The following is a 17,804-nucleotide window of genomic DNA, read 5'->3' as shown; positions in this document are numbered from 1 at the left end:
CAATGAAGCAGCGTAACAACGCTAAGCGCGTCCGCCTTGAGCAGACCCGCCGCCCAAAGAAGAACCCGCTGAAGGCAGCGGGCATCGAGAAGGTGGACTACAAGGACATCAACACCCTTCGTCAGTTCATCTCCGACCGCCACAAGATCCGTTCCCGTCGTGTCACCGGCCTAACCCCGCAGCAGCAGCGCGAGGTTGCAACCGCCGTGAAGAACGCACGCGAAATGGCTCTCCTGCCGTTCACCAGCCGCTAAGACTGGGAATAACGTAACAGCGACTTCTTTAAGAACCACCCACACTTGAAATTTTTAGTGTGGGTGGTTCTTTCTATGTCTCACGCGCAGTGTAGTTTTAAAACTACTAGCGAAAGGAACTTGCACGTGCTTCACCCTTCTTTGACAGAGCTTGCACAAAATGCCCCTCATGCACAGGATTTCGCCACCGTACGCGGTGTGCTGAAAGAATCACTTGAACTGCTGGGAAACGCTTTGAATCATGGTGAAGATCCAGCAGAACTCGCCGGATGGCTGTCACAAATCATCACTGATGTTCTGCACTCCCCTGGTCTTGATGCGCATGTGGTTCTCACTGGACCAGTCGGGCGTGGAGACGCGCTACCGACCTCACCAGTGCGCTGGCTAGCGGTCGTCGATAGCCAAGAAAACCCCAACGATAAAATCGCTGCCCTTTTAACAGACACCGGGTTTATTGCCGAGCCCATTGGCGCTGCCACCCGCGCTGAATGGGAGGCGCGTGCACGAGCTGGTGAAGATCCTGCGGTTTATTTAGACGCAGGCACCTGGGTTGCAGCCATCGCCGCAGTGGATGATCAAGCACTGCTGCAAGATGCACTCGATTCAAGGCCTCCGGCTGTAGAAACCTATGAAGGTCTGCCCTCGTTGGACATGGTGGTTAATATTCGTGAAAACCTCATGATTCCAACGGTTAAGATCGCGCGTTGGGCAGCACACAAAGCAGGTTCCCTGGCTCCGACTACCGCACAGCGTTTGATTGACGCCCGTGGGGTACTGACCAACGATGAAGCCGATGCTTTAACCCAGGTGTGGAACTCCGCTTTAAGCTTGCAGTCGAAACGGTGGATGGATCGAATTCACGATCAGCAGGCGACAGCGTGGGAGCTTCCCGCACTCCAACGCGCCACGTTCGGGGCGGCTGCACGCCTCCTTTCGGAGGTGTTGCGCTCCATTGAAGCACGTGAAATTGGTACAAAATAGGTACTTGGAACAATTACTGGCTACAATCTCTTGAGATCAAACCCCCAAACTTGAAGGAAGTAGAATTACGCTATGGCAGGAGCAGTGGGACGCCCCCGGAGATCAGCTCCGCGACGGGCTGGCAAGAACCCTCGTGAAGAGATTCTTGATGCCTCTGCTGAGCTTTTTACCCGTCAAGGCTTTGCAACAACCTCCACGCATCAAATCGCTGACGCTGTAGGTATCCGCCAAGCATCCCTGTACTACCATTTTCCCTCCAAGACGGAAATCTTTCTCACGTTGCTGAAATCCACCGTGGAGCCATCCACGGTGCTCGCTGAAGATCTCAGCACGTTGGATGCAGGACCGGAGCTTCGCCTGTGGGCTATTGTTGCCTCCGAGGTGCGTTTGCTGCTGTCAACCAAATGGAATGTTGGCCGTCTGTACCAACTCCCCATCGTCGGTTCGGATGAATTCGCGGAGTACCACCGTCAGCGTGAAGCACTGACCAACATTTTCCACGGCCTGGCTTCAGAAATTGTTGGCGATGATCCCCGTGCGGAACTCCCCTTCCACATCACCATGTCGGCGATTGAAATGCGTCGCAATGACGGCAAGATCCCCAGCCCGCTTTCGGAAGACAGCCTGCCGGACGTCGCAATTATGCTTGCCGACGCCTCCCTCGCCGTCCTCGGCGCCCAACTGCCAGCCGACCGGGTAGAAAAAACCCTCGAACTGATTAAACAGGCTGACGCAAAATAACCATCTTTGCCTGAGCAACCAGCGGAGCATCTATCATCTGACCATCCAGTTTAAAAGCACCTGGATGGTTTTTTGCTTCCGCCACTACCCTTTTCGCCCACTCCAATTGCGAAGCTTCCGGCCGATAGGCCTGGCGCACCGTGTCCACCTGTTTAGGGTGAATACATGCAGTTCCAGCAAAACCAGAACGTGCTGCATCAATGGCTTCTGTAAACAATCCTTCACTGTCGTGGAAGTCTGCATGAATGGCATCAATGGCGAATTTCCCATGAGCTGCTGCATGCAACAGCATCTGTGCGCGGGTCAGCCGCATGGTGTCACGGTATCGCCCCGCATGTGGTTCGTCAGCTAAAAACCTCGAATGGGTACCGCCTAAAAGGTGTGTGAGGTCTTCTGCACCCCAAAACATACCGACAACTTTAGGGTCAGCTGCAATCGTTGGAATGTTAACGGCTGCTTGTGGGGTCTCAATCATGGCGATGACATCAAGACCTGCCAGCTCCTCTGGCACACGTTCTAAAAGCTTTGGCACCATCACGAGATTGAAGTCAGTGGACTTCACCATGTCCACATCAGCACCGAAATTGGGGTCACTCGGTCCGACAATTCTGATGATGGTGCGCTGTGGATCAAGCTCAGCTTGCCGAATATTTTGATAAGCCACGTCTCGGTCGATATCACCTGCACCATCTTCCAAGTCGATAATGACCATATCGCCCTTTTTCACCGCTTTTGGAATGATCTCCGCACGACCGGCTGGTGCGAACAAGATGGCAGGACCACAAATAAGTTCAGACATGTACTCATTCATACGCGAAAAGGCAGACCTTGTGGTCTGCCTTTCAACACTTTTTTAAAAAAGAATTAGTGAGCGAAGTGTCGCGCACCAGTAAGGTACATGGTCACGCCGGCTTTATTCGCGGCTTCAATGACCTCGTTGTCGCGGATGGATCCACCAGGCTGAACAACAGCGGTGATGCCTGCTTCTGCAAGAACTTCAAAGCCATCAGCAAATGGGAAGAATGCATCAGAAGCTGCAACGGATCCAGCAGCGCGATCTTTACCTGCACGATCAACAGCCAAACGAGCTGAATCAACGCGGTTAACCTGTCCCATACCAACGCCAACAGTAGCGCCATTCTTGGCCAACAAAATAGCGTTAGACTTCACAGCACGAACTGCAGTCCAAGCAAACTCCAGATCCTTCAGTACCTCATCAGAAACTGCAGTACCGGCAGCTAAGGTCCAGGTGGAAGAATCATCGCCTTCGGCATGGATCAAATCACGCTCCTGGACCAGCAAACCACCGGAGATTTCACGAGTTTCAAATCCCTCTCGTACTGGGGCTTCAGCTTGAAGGATACGGATGTTCTTCTTCTGGCTTAAGATCTCCACAGCACCTTCTTCATAAGAAGGAGCAATGATGACCTCGGTGAAAATTTCTGCAACCTGGTTAGCCATCTCGACGCTGACTTCACGGTTGGACGCAATCACACCACCAAAGGCAGACACAGAGTCACATGCATGAGCCTCGCGGTGCGCAGCTGCAATGGACTCATCGGAAACAGCAATGCCACAAGGGTTAGCGTGCTTGATGATCGCGACACAAGGACGCTCATGATCCCAGGCTGCACGCCAGGCAGCATCAGAGTCGGTGTAGTTGTTGTAGCTCATTTCCTTGCCGTGGAACTGCTTAGCCTGTGCAAGCCCCTGAGAGTTACCCACGTACAAAGCTGCAGACTGGTGAGGGTTTTCACCATAACGAAGGCTACGAGCCAACGTGTTGGTGGAACCGATCCAACCTGGGAACTCCAGCTCAGTATCTCCTGCTGCGAGCTGCTCGCTCATCCAGGTTGCAACAGTGACGTCATAAGTTGCGGTGTGGCGGAAGGCCTCGGCAGCCAACTTGGTGCGCTCAGCACGAGTAAAACCACCGGTTTTCAACGCTTCTTGAACATCTTCATAGCTGTTTGGAGAAACTACCACCGCGACGGATGGGTGGTTCTTGGCTGCTGCTCGAACCATTGAAGGTCCTCCGATGTCGATCTGCTCAACGCACGCATCAAAATCAGCGCCAGAGGCAACAGTTTCTGCAAATGGGTAAAGATTCACCACAACAAGCTGGAAAGGGGCAACCTCAAGATCTTTCAGCTGACGCAGGTGATCATCTTTGCGGGTATCTGCCAAGATGCCAGCATGTACCTTGGGGTGCAGGGTTTTAACCCGGCCCTCAAGACACTCTGGGAATCCGGTGAGCTCCTCAACCGGGGTCACAGGAATGCCCAGCTCAGCAATCTTCGCCGCAGTGGAACCAGTGGACACAATTTCCACATTTTCGCGGTGAAGTGCCTGGGCTAGATCCTCCAGGCCAGTCTTGTCATACACGCTAATTAGTGCGCGTTTAATTGCCTTACGATCATCGCTCATGAAGGATTAGCCTCTCCAGTTGAGTTGTACGCCACCCTGACGCGAAAATTCCACGCTGTTCAGGACTTCTACAATGAGTTTACGCTCAACCTGCTTGATTCTTTCATGCAGGCTGGATTCATCATCATCCACTTCTACCTGGACCGCTCGTTGAGCAATAATTGGTCCGGTATCCACACCAGCATCAACGAGATGCACTGTCGAACCTGAAACTTTCACTCCATATGCCAAAGCATCGCGGACAGCATGAGCTCCCGGGAATGAAGGCAACAGGGCTGGGTGTGTGTTGATAATGCGGGATGGGAATTTAGCAAGAAATCCCTCGCCCAAAATTTTCATGAATCCTGCTGAGACCACCAGATCTGGGTCGTGTTCTGCTACTGCATCAGCCAACTCAAGGTTCCATTGCGCACGATCTGATCCAAGCGGAACAACTGCGGTTTTAATACCTGCATCAGTGGCTTTGGCAAGAGCTGGGCACTTAACGTCAGAGACAACGCCCACGATTGAATAGCTACCTTGCGCTTCAATGAGTGCTTGAAGGAGGGTACCTGTTCCGGAAGCTAGCACGACGATGGTGGTCGTAGAGTCAGAATTCACAAAATATATGTTAACGTTCTTCGGCCTCGGAACCATCATTGGTTTCCTCTGACTTACTTTCTTCTTCAGGTTCTTCCTGCTCGAGATCTGGTTCTTCCTCTATTTCTTCCTCAGTTTCCTCAGCTTCTTCTACCGGTTCTGCATCCTCGTCTTCAGTTTTAGCAGGCTCGGGTTCTGCTTCTGCTTCCTCCACTTCAGGCACAACAGGTTCAGGCTCTACTTCTTTCACCACAACCGGGTTACGTAGCTTATCAATGCCAGCGATCAGCAAACCGACGATGAGGAAGTAACCCAAAACCAAGCCAAGTGAGGCAAACACATTAAGGCCGACATAGTTATATACGCCTAGAGTGCCGCCAGCGAATACAGCAAGAACAAGGAAGCAGACGGCAGCAATAGCAGCGGCGGTGGCATTAACGGCGAGCTTCATTGGGTTTCTCACACATACCCACGTTGCAATGATTGCGGGGATCACCAACACGGATACTGCCCAAGAAGGGGCTTCGCTAGGCAATGCAGCAAGGATCGGTAGTGGGGGCAGTGGCACGGTGTGCACGCTGAACACACTGATGGAGGCATCACCAAAGTACAGAGGCGAACCGATGAGGATACCCATCGCAAAGATCACGATATTGGGCAGATAAAGGATGCTCATCGTGATCAGCGCTAACACTGAGGTCGTATCGTCGTATCCGCTAAGCGTTGCTGTAAAAGCACTGTGGTTGATGGCAACCATAGCTATCACAATGACCACAGAGACAGTCGCGAATGCAATGAGGAAGCGGAAGGCTTGGGTGATGGCGTCGATAAGCCATTCTGGGGCGCCGTAGCGGCGCGCTAACGCCTGCCACAGCCTTGGCCCCATGCCGAGGAATAAAGCGCTTAGATGAAACAGTAAGGTGCGCAGAAGTAGTACTGCCGGGGCGACGTTGACGTTGAGGACGCTGGAGGCGTCGAAAAGCATGAATGCCGCGATGATGGTGAGCGTAAGCGGAATGCCGACAACAAGCGCTGCAAGCACCCCGAGGTCTGCGATGCTGACTCGGACTTTCACGGCGCGGTGAATGCGAACGGCGAGTGCCCAGAGGAAAATGAGGCCGGGCAGGGTCGGAAGGGCCGAGATCACTTCCCCACTGCCGGAGATTGCGCCGAGGTTCAGCGTGAGCCACAGCTGTGCAATCGTTGCCGAAAGATTCACCATTGAAGAATTTGTGAACATTAAGGAGGCAACGGCGAGAATAATAACCAAAAGTAATGCCACGCCGTGTGGAATCAGCACCGTCGGCAAAAAGCGCAGCAACTTGGATTGCTTGACTTCCTTTTTCGGTGTTTGCGCAGGTGCCTGCGGTTTTGGCCGGCGTCGACGGATTTGCCCGGGCCGTGTCTGCGAACTATTTTTCTTGCTCATCAATTAACAACATTGCCACTAATGGCAGTAGTTTTGTCGATGGCACGTCGAAGACAAACGCTTAGAGAATAATGTTACTTTTTACACAATTGGCTAAAAAGTTATCAAAATTTGGCTTTTCACTTGCTCCATCGAGATTGTTTGGCTAGTGTTACTTCCGGTAGATAACAAGATGGTCACAATTAAACTTCGATAGCGTAATACAAAGTATTGGGTTGTTGAAAAGTATTGTGGCAAAAATTGGAAGCAGGCGAAATTGCAGAAGCACACACGAGGTGGCAAGCACCGCAAGCAAACTACCTCCCCAGTAACTAAGGGTGGTGTCGCTTTCGTTGCCGTAGCTACAGGTGCCGTGTCCACTGCAGGAGCAGGCGGAGCAGTTGCAGCACAGGCTTCCAATCAGCCAGTCGAGGTTGATTACGAACTTACCGCGAACAACGCTACTGATCTTATTACCGGTAGCTCCGCCCCACAGATTCTCTCCATCGCCGAATTCAAGCCTGTTGTGAACTTGGGCGATCAGATCGCAAAGACCATCCAGTACAACGCGGATCGCATTCAGGCTGACCTTGATGCACGCGGACCACAGGTTGTTCGCCCTGCTGAAGGTTCCTACACTTCCGGTTTTGGCGCTCGTTGGGGCACCAACCACAATGGTGTAGATATTGCTAACGCTATTGGCACGCCAATCCTTGCAGCCATGGACGGCACCGTTATTGATGCCGGCCCTGCTTCCGGTTTCGGCAACTGGGTTCGTTTGCAGCACGCAGATGGCACCATCACCGTGTACGGCCACATGGAAACCGTTGAGGTAACTGTGGGTCAGACCGTTAAAGCCGGTGACCGCATTGCAGGAATGGGCAGCCGCGGATTCTCCACCGGCTCCCACCTCCACTTCGAGGTCTACCCTGCTGGTGGCGGTGCAGTTGATCCAGCACCTTGGCTTGCTGAGCGTGGCATTACACTTTAAATAACTTTTGGGCGGCCCTTTGTGGTCGCCCTCTTGCGCTCCCGAAACATACCCAGTAAGTTACTGGGTATCCAACTCTTGATTGGGGAACAATGTCCATAAAACATGCACTCTTGGTGCTCATGCTCGACGAACCAACTTCGGCAAGTCAGCTGCAAACCAAGTTTGAAGAAACAATGGGGATTTGGCAGCTCAACATCGGCCAAGTCACCCAAACCATCCAACGCCTGCAACGCGACGGTCTGGTGGAAACCGCAGGCACCACCATCAGTTCCAACGGCCGCACCGTCGACACTTTCCAGCCCACCGATTTAGGTCGCGAACACGCCACACAGTGGTTCGAAAGTCCCGTCACGGTCACACTGTCTGAACGCGATGAATTAGTCACCAAAATCGCCATCGCTGAATCACGTGGCCTCAATTTGATTCCACTTTTAGACATTCAACGCAACACAGTCATGGCGGAACTACGCACACTCAACAAATCCAGCCGCGATCTCGCCGAAACCAGAAACACCCAGCGGCTCCTCGTCGAAAAGCGAATCTTCGAACTAGAAGCCCAGGCACGTTGGCTAGACCGAATTGAAGCATTGGAGCAGTAAATGACAAACACGCCTTTCCCCCTTGAACTTCAAAACATCTCCTGCACCTTCGGAGAAGGCCCACGTCGCGTCTCCGCGCTCAACAACGTCTCGCTGGCCATCAACCCCGGCGAACTCGTTGCCATCATGGGCCCGTCCGGCTCAGGCAAATCCACCTTGCTCAACGTCGCCGGCCTCCTGCAGCGCGCAACTTCTGGCCATGTGCTTATCGACGGTGCCAGCGCCTCAGACCTCAACGCCAAACGCGCAGCTGAAACCAGGCGTCGCCACATCGGAGTTATTTTCCAAAACTACAACCTCATCCCCACCCTCACCGTCGGAGAAAACGTCGGCCTTCCCCTAGAACTCGACGGCATCATCGACCGCGAAGCAGTAGCAATCGCGCTGCGCGAAGTCGGGTTAGAAGGCTTCGACAACCGCTTCCCCGAAGAGATCTCCGGCGGCCAAGCCCAGCGCGTCGCCATCGCCAGAGCTCTTATTGGGCCCCGAAAAATATTGCTTGCCGACGAACCCACCGGCGCCCTCGACACCTCCACCGGCGACGCCGTCCTCCGAGTACTTCGACAACGCGTAGATTCCGGAGCCGCAGGATTATTAGTAACCCACGAACCCCGCTTCGCCGCGTGGGCCGACCGAACAATCATGCTTAGGGACGGTGAAATCCAGTGACCACACTTCTAGCAGCAACCCGCCCCACCCGGCGCGATGCCATTAAACACCCATGGCGATCGCTGGCAGCCATCTTGTTAGTGGCCGTACCGATGTTCCTGGTGAGTTTCTTTCTAACCTATGATCAATCAATCAACAATGCAGATAGCTATCCTGGTTCGCAGGTACAAGCACACTACGACGGGGAGGGAGCCTACCAACTCCTCCACGAAAACCTTCCGGAAGACTTTCACACGGAACTCTTTGTCAATGGTTATCCAGAAGTCTCCTTTGGTGATGAAATGGTTAATTTCTTCGTTGTGCAATCAGCAAACGTACAACAAGCATCTTTTCCAACCTCTGTACTTGATGCTTTAGGTGCCACAGTCGGAGATACCGTCACCATTCACGGCATTCCCGTGGAAGTTCAATCGATTTCTCCTACGAATATTTTATTGCCCGAAGGCACTCTGTTTCCTCTTGAAAATTTCTTCGAATCGGAAACTTTTTCCGGCACCTGGTACTTTCCCGGATCGAATTTCACCGAAGAAAACCGACAAGCACTAGAAGCAGTTGGCTTTGAAGTTAATGACTATCGGCGAGGCCCCATATCCGTCGACCCAAATTTGATCCCAAGCTACATCATGGGATTCTTATCGACGACAATTCTCGCCGTCGTTGCCTTAATGCTAATTTCGCCAGTATTTACAATTTCCGCCTCGAGGCAAACAAGAACCTTCGCACTGCTTGCCTCACAGGGTGCCACACCTAGACACATTCGGTGGGCAGTGCTTACATATGGGCTCTTTGCAGGTCTTGTTGGGGCATCCATTGGTTTAGTTCTGGGACAAATTGGCATCTACGGCTGGTGGAAATACACCTATCCCGAATTCTCCCTCACCACTCCCTGGTTAATTCTTGTAGGTTTTTGGGCGCTGGCAATCATCGCTTCAACGATTGCTGCATTCTTACCGGCAGTTTTTGTCAGTAGATCAAGCATCATCAACGGAATCTACGGAGGAGTCTCCGACAAAATCATCCGCTGGAGCTCTCGAATGCTCATCGGGCCAATCGTCCTAATTGCAGCTGCGGTAATCGCCTTGTTTATCGGTGATGGAGAGTGGGGAGGCGTCGTCAAGCAATTATGCTTCCTGGCGGCCGTCATCGCCCTGCCAGCCTCAGTGCCTGCGGTGTTGTGGGTGCTTGGGCGCCTGCCTGGTTTGACGTTCAAGTTAGCTACGCGCGATATGCTGCGCCGATCAATGCACTCCATTCCTGCGATTGGTGCGCTGGCGGCAGTGATTATGCTTGGCACTTTTATGCAAACAACTGGACTTGCAACCCAAGCCAGCGGTAGAGAAGCTACCGCCTCGGTGTATCCTGAGGCCGTATTCTTACGCGGTGACACACAAATCCCTGGACTCATGGGGCAAAAAATTGAGGTGTACGGCGACAACCATGGCCTTGGCATCTATGAACTAGATGTAGATTTCTACTCGGCCAACTATGTGCCTGCACTGACCTCATTTTTTGGCGGACCGATCATCGCCACGCCTGAGCTTTTAGACATGTTTGGTGTCCACGAACAAGCCGACATCTACGCGCCATCAACCTATAATTCCGGGCCGCAAGAATACGCAATATACCCAGGTGATGAAACCCACACGCTAGACACCGCTGCTGTTTTACCGCCGCTGTACTCACACGTTTTATTAAGCCCAGAAACCTTTGAAGAAATCGGAGGACAAACAGAATTCTTGGGAACAATCGTGCTTCCCCAAGAGCTAGATGATCAAACCCGACAGGAAGTCAACCGCTCAAGAGATGCGCATTTCAGCCACGACGCGCATGATTCTTCACTTGCTTCCAGTGCTGTACTAACTGTGGTGGCGATTGTGGTCGTTTCCCTTGTGATCGTGCTGGCTAATCGCAAACGTCAACAACACACCTTGATTGCCATCGGAGCAACCCCTGGAACAATCTACAAAGTCAATGCCTTAAATGCAGCACTACTTGCCCTTGTCGGAGGCATCATGGGCTTAGTTTCCGGATGGATTGCAGCGCTGCTGACAGGCACCACTGATGAAATTGTTGATGGAACAATTTTGAATTACGGCACGCTCGATCACATGACTGTGTCATGGACACTGATAGTGGGGCTTATTGTTATTGCTCCACTGGTGTGTGCCGTAATTGGGGCTATAGTTTCTCCATCGGAACCCCGCCAAGAAGCATCAATTTGACCTTTCCGGAGGAACCGAAGTCGATGGTGACAGTGGCTCGTGGGCCGCTGCCATCCGAAGCAATCACTGTTCCCAGTCCGTACTTGTCATGATTAACACGGTCCCCCACCGACAGCTCCAATTGTTTATTGTTGGTGCGAGTTTTGGTGGGGATACTTGATGGGATACTTCTGGTTGGTCGAGGAGCCCATGCTGAAGACATTTGGGGTTCTTCGCGTCGCCAATCAATCAGCTCTGCTGGGACTTCTTGCAGAAAACGCGACGGAGGGTTGGTCACGGGATTACCCCAAGAACTGCGCAGCATGGCTCTAGTCATGTAAAGGCGTTTGCGGGCACGAGTGATTCCTACGTAAGCCAGGCGGCGTTCCTCGGCGAGTTCTTTGGCATCTCCTAGTGAACGCAAATGTGGGAACTGTCCATCCTCCCACCCAGTTAAGAACACAATGGGAAACTCCAGGCCCTTGGCGGTGTGCAAGGTCATGAGGGTGACTACGCCGTTGTCGGAATCAGGGATTTGGTCGGCATCTGCAACAAGGGATACGCGCTCTAAGAAAGCCTGCAGACTTCCTGGCTGAGGTTCCCCTTCAGGGACTTCTTCCATGCGGTTGGCTGCATCAGAGGAAAACTCACGAGCAACAGAAACAAGCTCGTTGAGGTTGTCCAGGCGAGCGCCATCTTGAGGGTCGTTGGATGCCTCAAGTTCTGCCTTGTAGCCAGTGATGTCGAGGATGCGACTGATGACTTGGCCGATGTCTGGCAGGCCGGTGACCTCATTGACCATGGTGGGGAGTTCGGAGCGGAGGGCGTCGAAAAGCTCATTGAACTTAATCACTGCATTCTTGCCGCGCGCTCCAAGCAGGTCGACCTTGCCGAGGGCGGCGTCGAGAAGCGCTTGCCCGAAGCTGATCTGATTGTTCTCGCTGTGCAGCGCGATGAACGCCTGCGCGCGATCGCCGATGCCGCGCTTGGGGGTGTTGATGATGCGTCGGAGGTTCACGGTGTCGTCAGGGTTTTCCAAAACGCGCAGGTAGGCGATGATATCGCGGATTTCTTTGCGTTCGTAGAACTTGGTGCCACCCACAACTTTGTAGGGCACTCCCGTGCGCATGAACACATCTTCCAAGGCGCGCGAAGAGTTGTTTGTGCGGTACATGATCGCGATGTCCGAGTAATTCATGCCGTGATCAACTAAATTATCGATCTCACTGGCAATAAAACGGGCCTCATCGTGCTCATTATCGGCAACATAACCAATAATCTGCTCGCCTTCACCCAACGCGGTCCACAGGTTTTTCGGCCGACGGTTCTGATTCTGCGAAATCACCGCATTAGCAGCAGAAAGAATAGTTTGAGTGGAACGGTAATTCTGCTCCAACAAAATGGTTCGAGCATTAGTGAAATCCCGCTCAAACTCCTCAATATTACGAATCGTTGCGCCACGGAAGGCATAAATAGACTGATCCGAATCACCCACCACGCACAGCTCAGAAGGGTCTTGGTCAGGCTTACCAACAAGCGCTGAAATCAGCTCATACTGCGCATGGTTGGTGTCCTGATACTCATCAATTAAGACGTGGCGAAAACGCCTCCGGTAATACTCCGCTACCGCAGGATGCTCACGGAAAATCCGAACCGTCTCCCCAATCAGGTCATCAAAATCAACAGCATTAGCCCGACGAAGCCTACTTTGATACTCCGCGAAAGCCTTAGCCACCACAGTTTCATAAGGATTACGGGTCTGTTCTGCATCCGCCAACGCCTTCTGCGGAGTAACGAGCTCATTTTTCAAATTAGAAATAGCCCCCAGAAGTGTCCGAGCCGAGAACTTCTTTAAATCCAACTCCAGATCCTTCGCGATCATCGTCAGCAACCGCCTGGAATCATCAGAATCATAAATAGTGAAGTTGGTATTCAGCCCCTCCACCAGCTGTGCCTGCTGACGCAAAATACGCACACACACCGAGTGAAATGTAGCCACCCACATGCGCTCAGCAACAGGACCAACCAGCTGACTAACACGCTCACGCATCTCAGCAGCTGCCTTATTGGTAAAGGTAATAGCTAAAATCTGCTGCGGATGCACACCACGAAAACGCATCAAATAAGCAATACGCCTGGTCAACACAGCAGTCTTTCCAGAACCGGCACCAGCAACAATCAACAGCGGAGAACCGATATGCTCCACAGCTGCACGTTGTTGCTCATTGAGGCCATCAACAAGATCAGAGGAATTTGGGGTAAAAGGAGAAGTATTCATTACCCCAATAACCTACTAGGTGGGGTGGACACGCATAATCGACAGGCGAACGTGGCAGAATAGTTTCCATGACTAACACCGGTGACAACTTCGAGATCAGGATGCCTTCTGGCACGGACGACCCCTTGTCAGATGCGGAGATCCAAAAATATCGCGAAGAGATTAACCGCCTAGACCGTGAAATCCTCGACGCAGTTAAACGTCGCACCAAAATTTCCCAAACCATCGGAAAAACACGCATGAGCTCGGGCGGAACACGTTTAGTACACACCCGAGAAGTAGCGATTATTAACCAATTCCGTGAAGAAATCGGTGAGGAAGGCCCGGCCCTTGCTGGAATTTTACTCCGCATGGGTCGAGGCAAGCTCGGCTAAAGTTATCCACAGTTAGAAAAATTTTTACCTACCCTGACCAGGGCTTTTAGTTTTGGTCAGGGTTTTTGTCGTGTTGGAGGGAAGTTATCCACAGGTTTTTCTGTCGACGGTTTCTCTGGGGTTGAAAGGCGGATAGGTTACGGGGAGGAGGTGACCCATGTTTAAGAATTTCTTCGCAGTCAACAATCCCGACAGTCCCCTAGCAATCCAAAAAACAAAACTTAGGCAGTTGGAACATCGCTTCTGGCAAACACAGCTGCCCAAAGACGACGATGATCACTCCACCGCCGTCTCCAGCCTTGCCATTGCAACAGGTCTAACAAAAGCCCAGGTCTCCCGCATATCCATTGCGTTCGCCACCCTTTCAGACCTACCCGAACTCAAAGCATTGCAGGAAAAGCTCTACCACCTAGACCTCTCCCGCCTCATCACCATCAGCAACGAACTCGCAGGCATCAACCCCAAACACCTCGAAGACGCAGACAAACTACTCACCGATTACCTCACCGCCACCAGCCCCAACCAGGTCCTGCCAAGCCCTGCGTCCATAGGACGCAAGATTAAAGAGATAAGAGACATGCTTGACGACGCCAGAGCCACAGGCTCACGGGGATCCCAAGACGATGCTTCTTTTGGGGTTAAGTTCAGCCCCGATGGAACCGCCGAAATTGGAGCTTCTGTCGATGCAGTTGACGGCCACATCATCAACAACGCTGTAACCCAACACGCGAAGAAAAACGACCTCAGCTTCGGTGAAGCATTCAGCGACATCATGAGGAACAATATCCAAGTCCACGTCGTCCTAAATCTCTACACCGCAAAAGACCTCGCAGATGCACCCGTCTGGGCAAGCGGAATCGGCTGGCTCGATGCCAAAGCAGGAACATTCTGGTCAGAAGAAGCAACAAAACACCAAGACATGGATGAAGCTGCAAAAATCAGCACCGATAAACACGACCCGCCAGCTGCCCTACGCGATGCACTGATTGGCCGTGACGGAACATGCCGATTCCCAGGCTGCTCCGTACCAGCACTAAAAACCCAGGCTGACCACCGAGTCCCATACGAAGAAGGAGGAACAACTTGCCTCGGTGGCCTCGGATGCCTCTGCCAACATCACCACAACATGAAAACCGATGGAAGAGTCACCTACCTCCTCGATCCATTCTCCGGCATCATCGTGTGGCTCATGGGAGACGGAACCTGGGCAGTATCAGAACCCAACGGGCCACTCAATCCCAAAAATGCGAGGTGGGCTCAAACAGTCGCCCAACATAGAGCTCGCCACCACAAGCGTTGGGTTAAGGAGGACGCAAAATAAACTGAAGGGTGGGGTTTTTCGTCGAAAAGCAGCCAAATAAATTCACTCCCCATTGTCGTGTTTCCCACTTTGAACACACTTCGATGCGCTTGGCCACAAAAGCAAGCTAACCTGAAGATGTTATTTAACGACAATCAAGGAGTATTCATGGCGGACATTTCGACCACTCAGGCTTGGCAAGACCTGACCGAACATTACTCAAACTTCAAGACAACCACCCTGCGCGAACTTTTCAAGGAAGAAAACCGCGCGGAGAAATACACATTTTCCGCCTCTGGTCTACATGTTGACCTGTCGAAGAACTTGGTTGACGATTCCACCCTCACCCGCCTCCTCGCACTGACCGAAGAATCTGGCCTGCGTGGAAAAATTGACGCAATGTTTTCCGGTGAGCACCTGAACAATACTGAAGATCGTGCTGTGCTCCATACTGCGTTGCGTCTACCTGCAGAGGCTGACTTAAGCGTCGATGGTCAAGATGTCGCTGCTGATGTGCACGAGGTCTTGGGCCGTATGCGAGACTTCGCCACCGCACTTCGCTCTGGTAACTGGTTGGGTCACACAGGCCGCACCATTAAGAAAATCGTCAACATTGGCATCGGTGGTTCTGATCTAGGCCCTGCAATGGCCACGAAGGCTCTTCGCTCCTACGCCACTGCGGGTATTTCTGCTGAGTTTGTCTCCAACGTCGATCCTGCAGACCTTGTCTCTGTATTGGAAGACCTCGATGCGGAATCCACATTGTTCGTTATTGCCTCGAAGACTTTCACCACGCAGGAAACCCTGTCTAATGCTCGGGCAGCTCGTGCTTGGCTGGTGGAGAAATTGGGTGAGGAAGCGGTGGCGAAGCACTTCGTTGCTGTTTCAACAAATGCTGAAAAGGTCGCAGAATTCGGTATCGACACCAACAACATGTTCGGCTTCTGGGATTGGGTGGGAGGCCGCTATTCTGTGGATTCCGCCGTTGGTCTCTCACTCATGGCTGTCATCGGGCCACGTGACTTCATGCGTTTCCTCGGTGGTTTCCACGCAATGGACGAACACTTCCGCACCGCCAAGTTCGAAGAGAACATTCCTGTCCTGATGGCACTTCTTGGGGTGTGGTACTCAGATTTTTACGGTGCAGAAACTCATGCGGTTCTCCCTTACTCTGAAGACCTCAGCCGCTTCGCTGCATATTTGCAACAGCTGACAATGGAATCTAACGGTAAATCTGTTCACAGGGATGGCTCCCCTGTGTCGACTGGTACTGGTGAGATTTACTGGGGCGAGCCTGGCACCAACGGTCAGCATGCATTCTTCCAGCTGATCCACCAAGGTACTCGCCTTGTTCCAGCTGACTTTATTGGTTTTGCTCGTCCTAAGCAGGACCTTCCTGCTGGTGAGCGCACCATGCATGATTTGCTGATGAGTAACTTCTTCGCTCAAACCAAGGTTTTGGCGTTTGGTAAGAATGCTGAAGAGATTGCTGCTGAAGGGGTTTCAGCGGAACTCGTTAACCACAAAGTGATGCCGGGTAACCGACCAACGACCACCATTTTGGCGGAAGAACTCACCCCTTCTATTCTTGGTGCGTTGATAGCTCTATATGAGCACATCGTCATGGTCCAGGGAGTTATTTGGGATATCAACTCCTTCGACCAATGGGGTGTTGAACTGGGCAAACAGCAAGCTAATGATCTAGCACCGGCAGTGTCTGGTGAAGAGGAAGTTAACTCAGGGGATTCTTCAACGGATGCACTGATTAAGTGGTATCGCGAAAATAGGTAGCATACTACTTATATGATCAGGGGCGTGAAGAATCCTCGCCTCATAGCACTGACTGCTATCGTCTTAACCTCATTCAACCTCCGCACAGCTATCACTGCGTTAGCTCCGCTGGTTTCTGAGATTAGAGATGATTTAGGGGTCAGTGCTTCTGTCATTGGTGTGTTAGGCATGATTCCAACCGCTATGTTTGCAACCGCTGCTTTTGTGCTTCCGGCGATGAAGAGGAAGTTCACTACTTCCCAACTGTTGATGTTTGCCATGCTGTTGACTGCTGCCGGTCAGATTATTCGTGTCGCTGGACCTGCTTCGCTGTTGATGGTCGGTACTGTGTTCGCGATGTTTGCGATCGGAGTTACCAATGTATTGCTTCCGATTGCTGTTCGGGAGTATTTTCCTCGTCATGTTGGTGGAATGTCGACAACTTATCTGGTGTCATTCCAGATTGTTCAGGCACTTGCTCCGACGCTTGCCGTGCCGATTTCTCAGTGGGCTACACATGTAGGGTTGACGGGCTGGAGGGTGTCGCTCGGTTCGTGGGCGCTGCTGGGGTTGGTTGCGGCGATTTCGTGGATTCCGCTGTTGAGTTTGCAGGGTGCCAGGGTTGCTGCGGCGCCGTCGAAGGTTTCTCTTCCTGTGTGGAAGTCTTCGGTTGGTGTGGGGCTCGGGTTGATGTTTGGTTTTACTTCGTTTTCGACGTATATCCTGATGGGGTTTATGCCGCAGATGGTGGGTGATCCTCAACTCGGGGCCGTTTTGTTGGGGTGGTGGTCGATCTTGGGTTTGCCACTCAATATTTTGGGGCCCTGGCTGGTGACACGGTTTAATAACTGCTTCCCGATGGTTGTTATTGCTGGTGTCATCTTTCTTATTGGTAATGGTGGTCTTTGTCTGGTTCCCGAAGCTGCGCCATGGTTGTGGGCTACGCTGTCGGGGTTTGGACCGCTAGCTTTCCCAATGGCGTTGACTCTGATTAATATTCGTGCTGAAACCAGTGAAGGCGCATCTGCGTTAAGTTCTTTTGGGCAGGGGTTGGGATACACGATTGCCTGCTTTGGTCCGCTTTTAACTGGTTTCATTGTGGATGCAACTGGAAGCTTTCAAGTTATCTTTGTGCTTTTTGCCGTCGCCACAGTCTTCGTTATTGGGGGCGGATACTTTGCGACGAGGCAGGTGTACGTCGAAAAGCTTTTTGAAAGCTAGGATGGCTG

The 17,804-nt window shown here is 52.2% G+C and carries 16 protein-coding genes; 11 read left to right on the top strand and 5 right to left on the bottom strand.

Translation table 11 applies throughout. The features are described 5' to 3' along the window. Positions 1-2: 2 nt before the first annotated feature. From rpsR to amtR, 3 genes are all read left to right on the top strand, one after another. Positions 3-254 (top strand): 30S ribosomal protein S18, encoded by a 252-nt coding sequence (gene rpsR, locus N24_RS05110; RefSeq protein WP_003858407.1) that lies wholly within the window; start codon positions 3-5, stop codon positions 252-254. A gap of 126 nt (positions 255-380) precedes the next feature. Next, positions 381-1,235 (top strand): putative nucleotidyltransferase substrate binding domain-containing protein, encoded by an 855-nt coding sequence (locus tag N24_RS05105; RefSeq protein ID WP_096454915.1) that lies wholly within the window; start codon positions 381-383, stop codon positions 1,233-1,235. A 72-nt stretch (positions 1,236-1,307) separates the two neighbouring features. Further along, on the top strand, positions 1,308-1,976 hold the full coding sequence (gene amtR, locus N24_RS05100; protein WP_096454913.1) for a TetR/AcrR family transcriptional regulator AmtR: 669 nt from the start codon (positions 1,308-1,310) through the stop codon (positions 1,974-1,976). Here amtR and N24_RS05095 read toward each other — a convergent pair. From N24_RS05095 to N24_RS05080, 4 genes are all read right to left on the bottom strand, one after another. Then, on the bottom strand, positions 1,954-2,775 hold the full coding sequence (locus N24_RS05095) for an HpcH/HpaI aldolase/citrate lyase family protein (protein ID WP_096459756.1): 822 nt from the start codon (positions 2,773-2,775) through the stop codon (positions 1,954-1,956). The genes amtR and N24_RS05095 overlap by 23 nt on opposite strands. A gap of 65 nt (positions 2,776-2,840) precedes the next feature. Next, positions 2,841-4,403, bottom strand: coding sequence for a bifunctional phosphoribosylaminoimidazolecarboxamide formyltransferase/IMP cyclohydrolase (purH, locus tag N24_RS05090; RefSeq protein ID WP_096454911.1), 1,563 nt, complete (start codon positions 4,401-4,403; stop codon positions 2,841-2,843). Positions 4,404-4,409: 6 nt separating this feature from the next. Then, positions 4,410-5,039 carry a phosphoribosylglycinamide formyltransferase gene (gene purN / locus N24_RS05085; RefSeq protein WP_197702425.1) on the bottom strand — a complete coding sequence of 210 codons (630 nt, stop codon included), beginning with the start codon at positions 5,037-5,039 and terminating at the stop codon, positions 4,410-4,412. Further along, positions 5,014-6,303, bottom strand: a complete 1,290-nt coding sequence (locus tag N24_RS05080; RefSeq protein WP_096454907.1) for a cell division protein PerM — start codon at positions 6,301-6,303, stop codon at positions 5,014-5,016. Before N24_RS05080 ends, purN begins: the two co-directional genes overlap by 26 nt. Before the next feature lie 364 nt (positions 6,304-6,667). Between N24_RS05080 and N24_RS05075 the strand changes: the two genes are divergently transcribed. From N24_RS05075 to N24_RS05060, 4 genes are all read left to right on the top strand, one after another. Next, complete coding sequence (locus tag N24_RS05075; protein ID WP_096454905.1) at positions 6,668-7,381, top strand: M23 family metallopeptidase; 714 nt, start codon at positions 6,668-6,670, stop codon at positions 7,379-7,381. Positions 7,382-7,473: 92 nt separating this feature from the next. Continuing rightward, entirely contained in the window at positions 7,474-7,983 is a 510-nt protein-coding gene (locus N24_RS05070; protein ID WP_096454903.1) for a PadR family transcriptional regulator, read from the top strand. Then, positions 7,984-8,652, top strand: a complete 669-nt coding sequence (locus tag N24_RS05065) for an ABC transporter ATP-binding protein (protein ID WP_096454901.1) — start codon at positions 7,984-7,986, stop codon at positions 8,650-8,652. Further along, positions 8,649-10,874: an ABC transporter permease gene (locus N24_RS05060; RefSeq protein WP_096454899.1), complete on the top strand. Its 2,226-nt coding sequence runs from the start codon at positions 8,649-8,651 to the stop codon at positions 10,872-10,874. Before N24_RS05065 ends, N24_RS05060 begins: the two co-directional genes overlap by 4 nt. Here N24_RS05060 and pcrA read toward each other — a convergent pair. After that, the gene (pcrA, locus tag N24_RS05055) at positions 10,831-13,131 is read right to left on the bottom strand and encodes a DNA helicase PcrA (RefSeq protein WP_096454897.1); all 2,301 of its coding nucleotides are present in this window, start codon (positions 13,129-13,131) and stop codon (positions 10,831-10,833) included. The genes N24_RS05060 and pcrA overlap by 44 nt on opposite strands. A gap of 68 nt (positions 13,132-13,199) precedes the next feature. Between pcrA and N24_RS05050 the strand changes: the two genes are divergently transcribed. The 4 genes from N24_RS05050 (at position 13,200) to N24_RS05035 (ending at position 17,796) form a co-directional block, all read left to right on the top strand. Further along, positions 13,200-13,505 (top strand): chorismate mutase, encoded by a 306-nt coding sequence (locus N24_RS05050; protein ID WP_096454895.1) that lies wholly within the window; start codon positions 13,200-13,202, stop codon positions 13,503-13,505. Positions 13,506-13,662: 157 nt separating this feature from the next. After that, complete coding sequence (locus N24_RS05045) at positions 13,663-14,826, top strand: HNH endonuclease signature motif containing protein (RefSeq protein WP_096454893.1); 1,164 nt, start codon at positions 13,663-13,665, stop codon at positions 14,824-14,826. A 147-nt stretch (positions 14,827-14,973) separates the two neighbouring features. Then, positions 14,974-16,596: a glucose-6-phosphate isomerase gene (gene pgi / locus N24_RS05040; protein ID WP_096454891.1), complete on the top strand. Its 1,623-nt coding sequence runs from the start codon at positions 14,974-14,976 to the stop codon at positions 16,594-16,596. Between the two features lie 24 nt (positions 16,597-16,620). After that, complete coding sequence (locus N24_RS05035) at positions 16,621-17,796, top strand: CynX/NimT family MFS transporter (RefSeq protein ID WP_096459753.1); 1,176 nt, start codon at positions 16,621-16,623, stop codon at positions 17,794-17,796. The last annotated feature ends 8 nt before the right edge of the window (positions 17,797-17,804 follow it).

The organism is Corynebacterium suranareeae, assembly GCF_002355155.1.
Taxonomy (GTDB): domain Bacteria; phylum Actinomycetota; class Actinomycetes; order Mycobacteriales; family Mycobacteriaceae; genus Corynebacterium; species Corynebacterium suranareeae.
The sequence above is the reverse complement of the archived record's forward strand: the minus strand, read 5'-3'. Positions and strand labels throughout refer to the sequence as shown.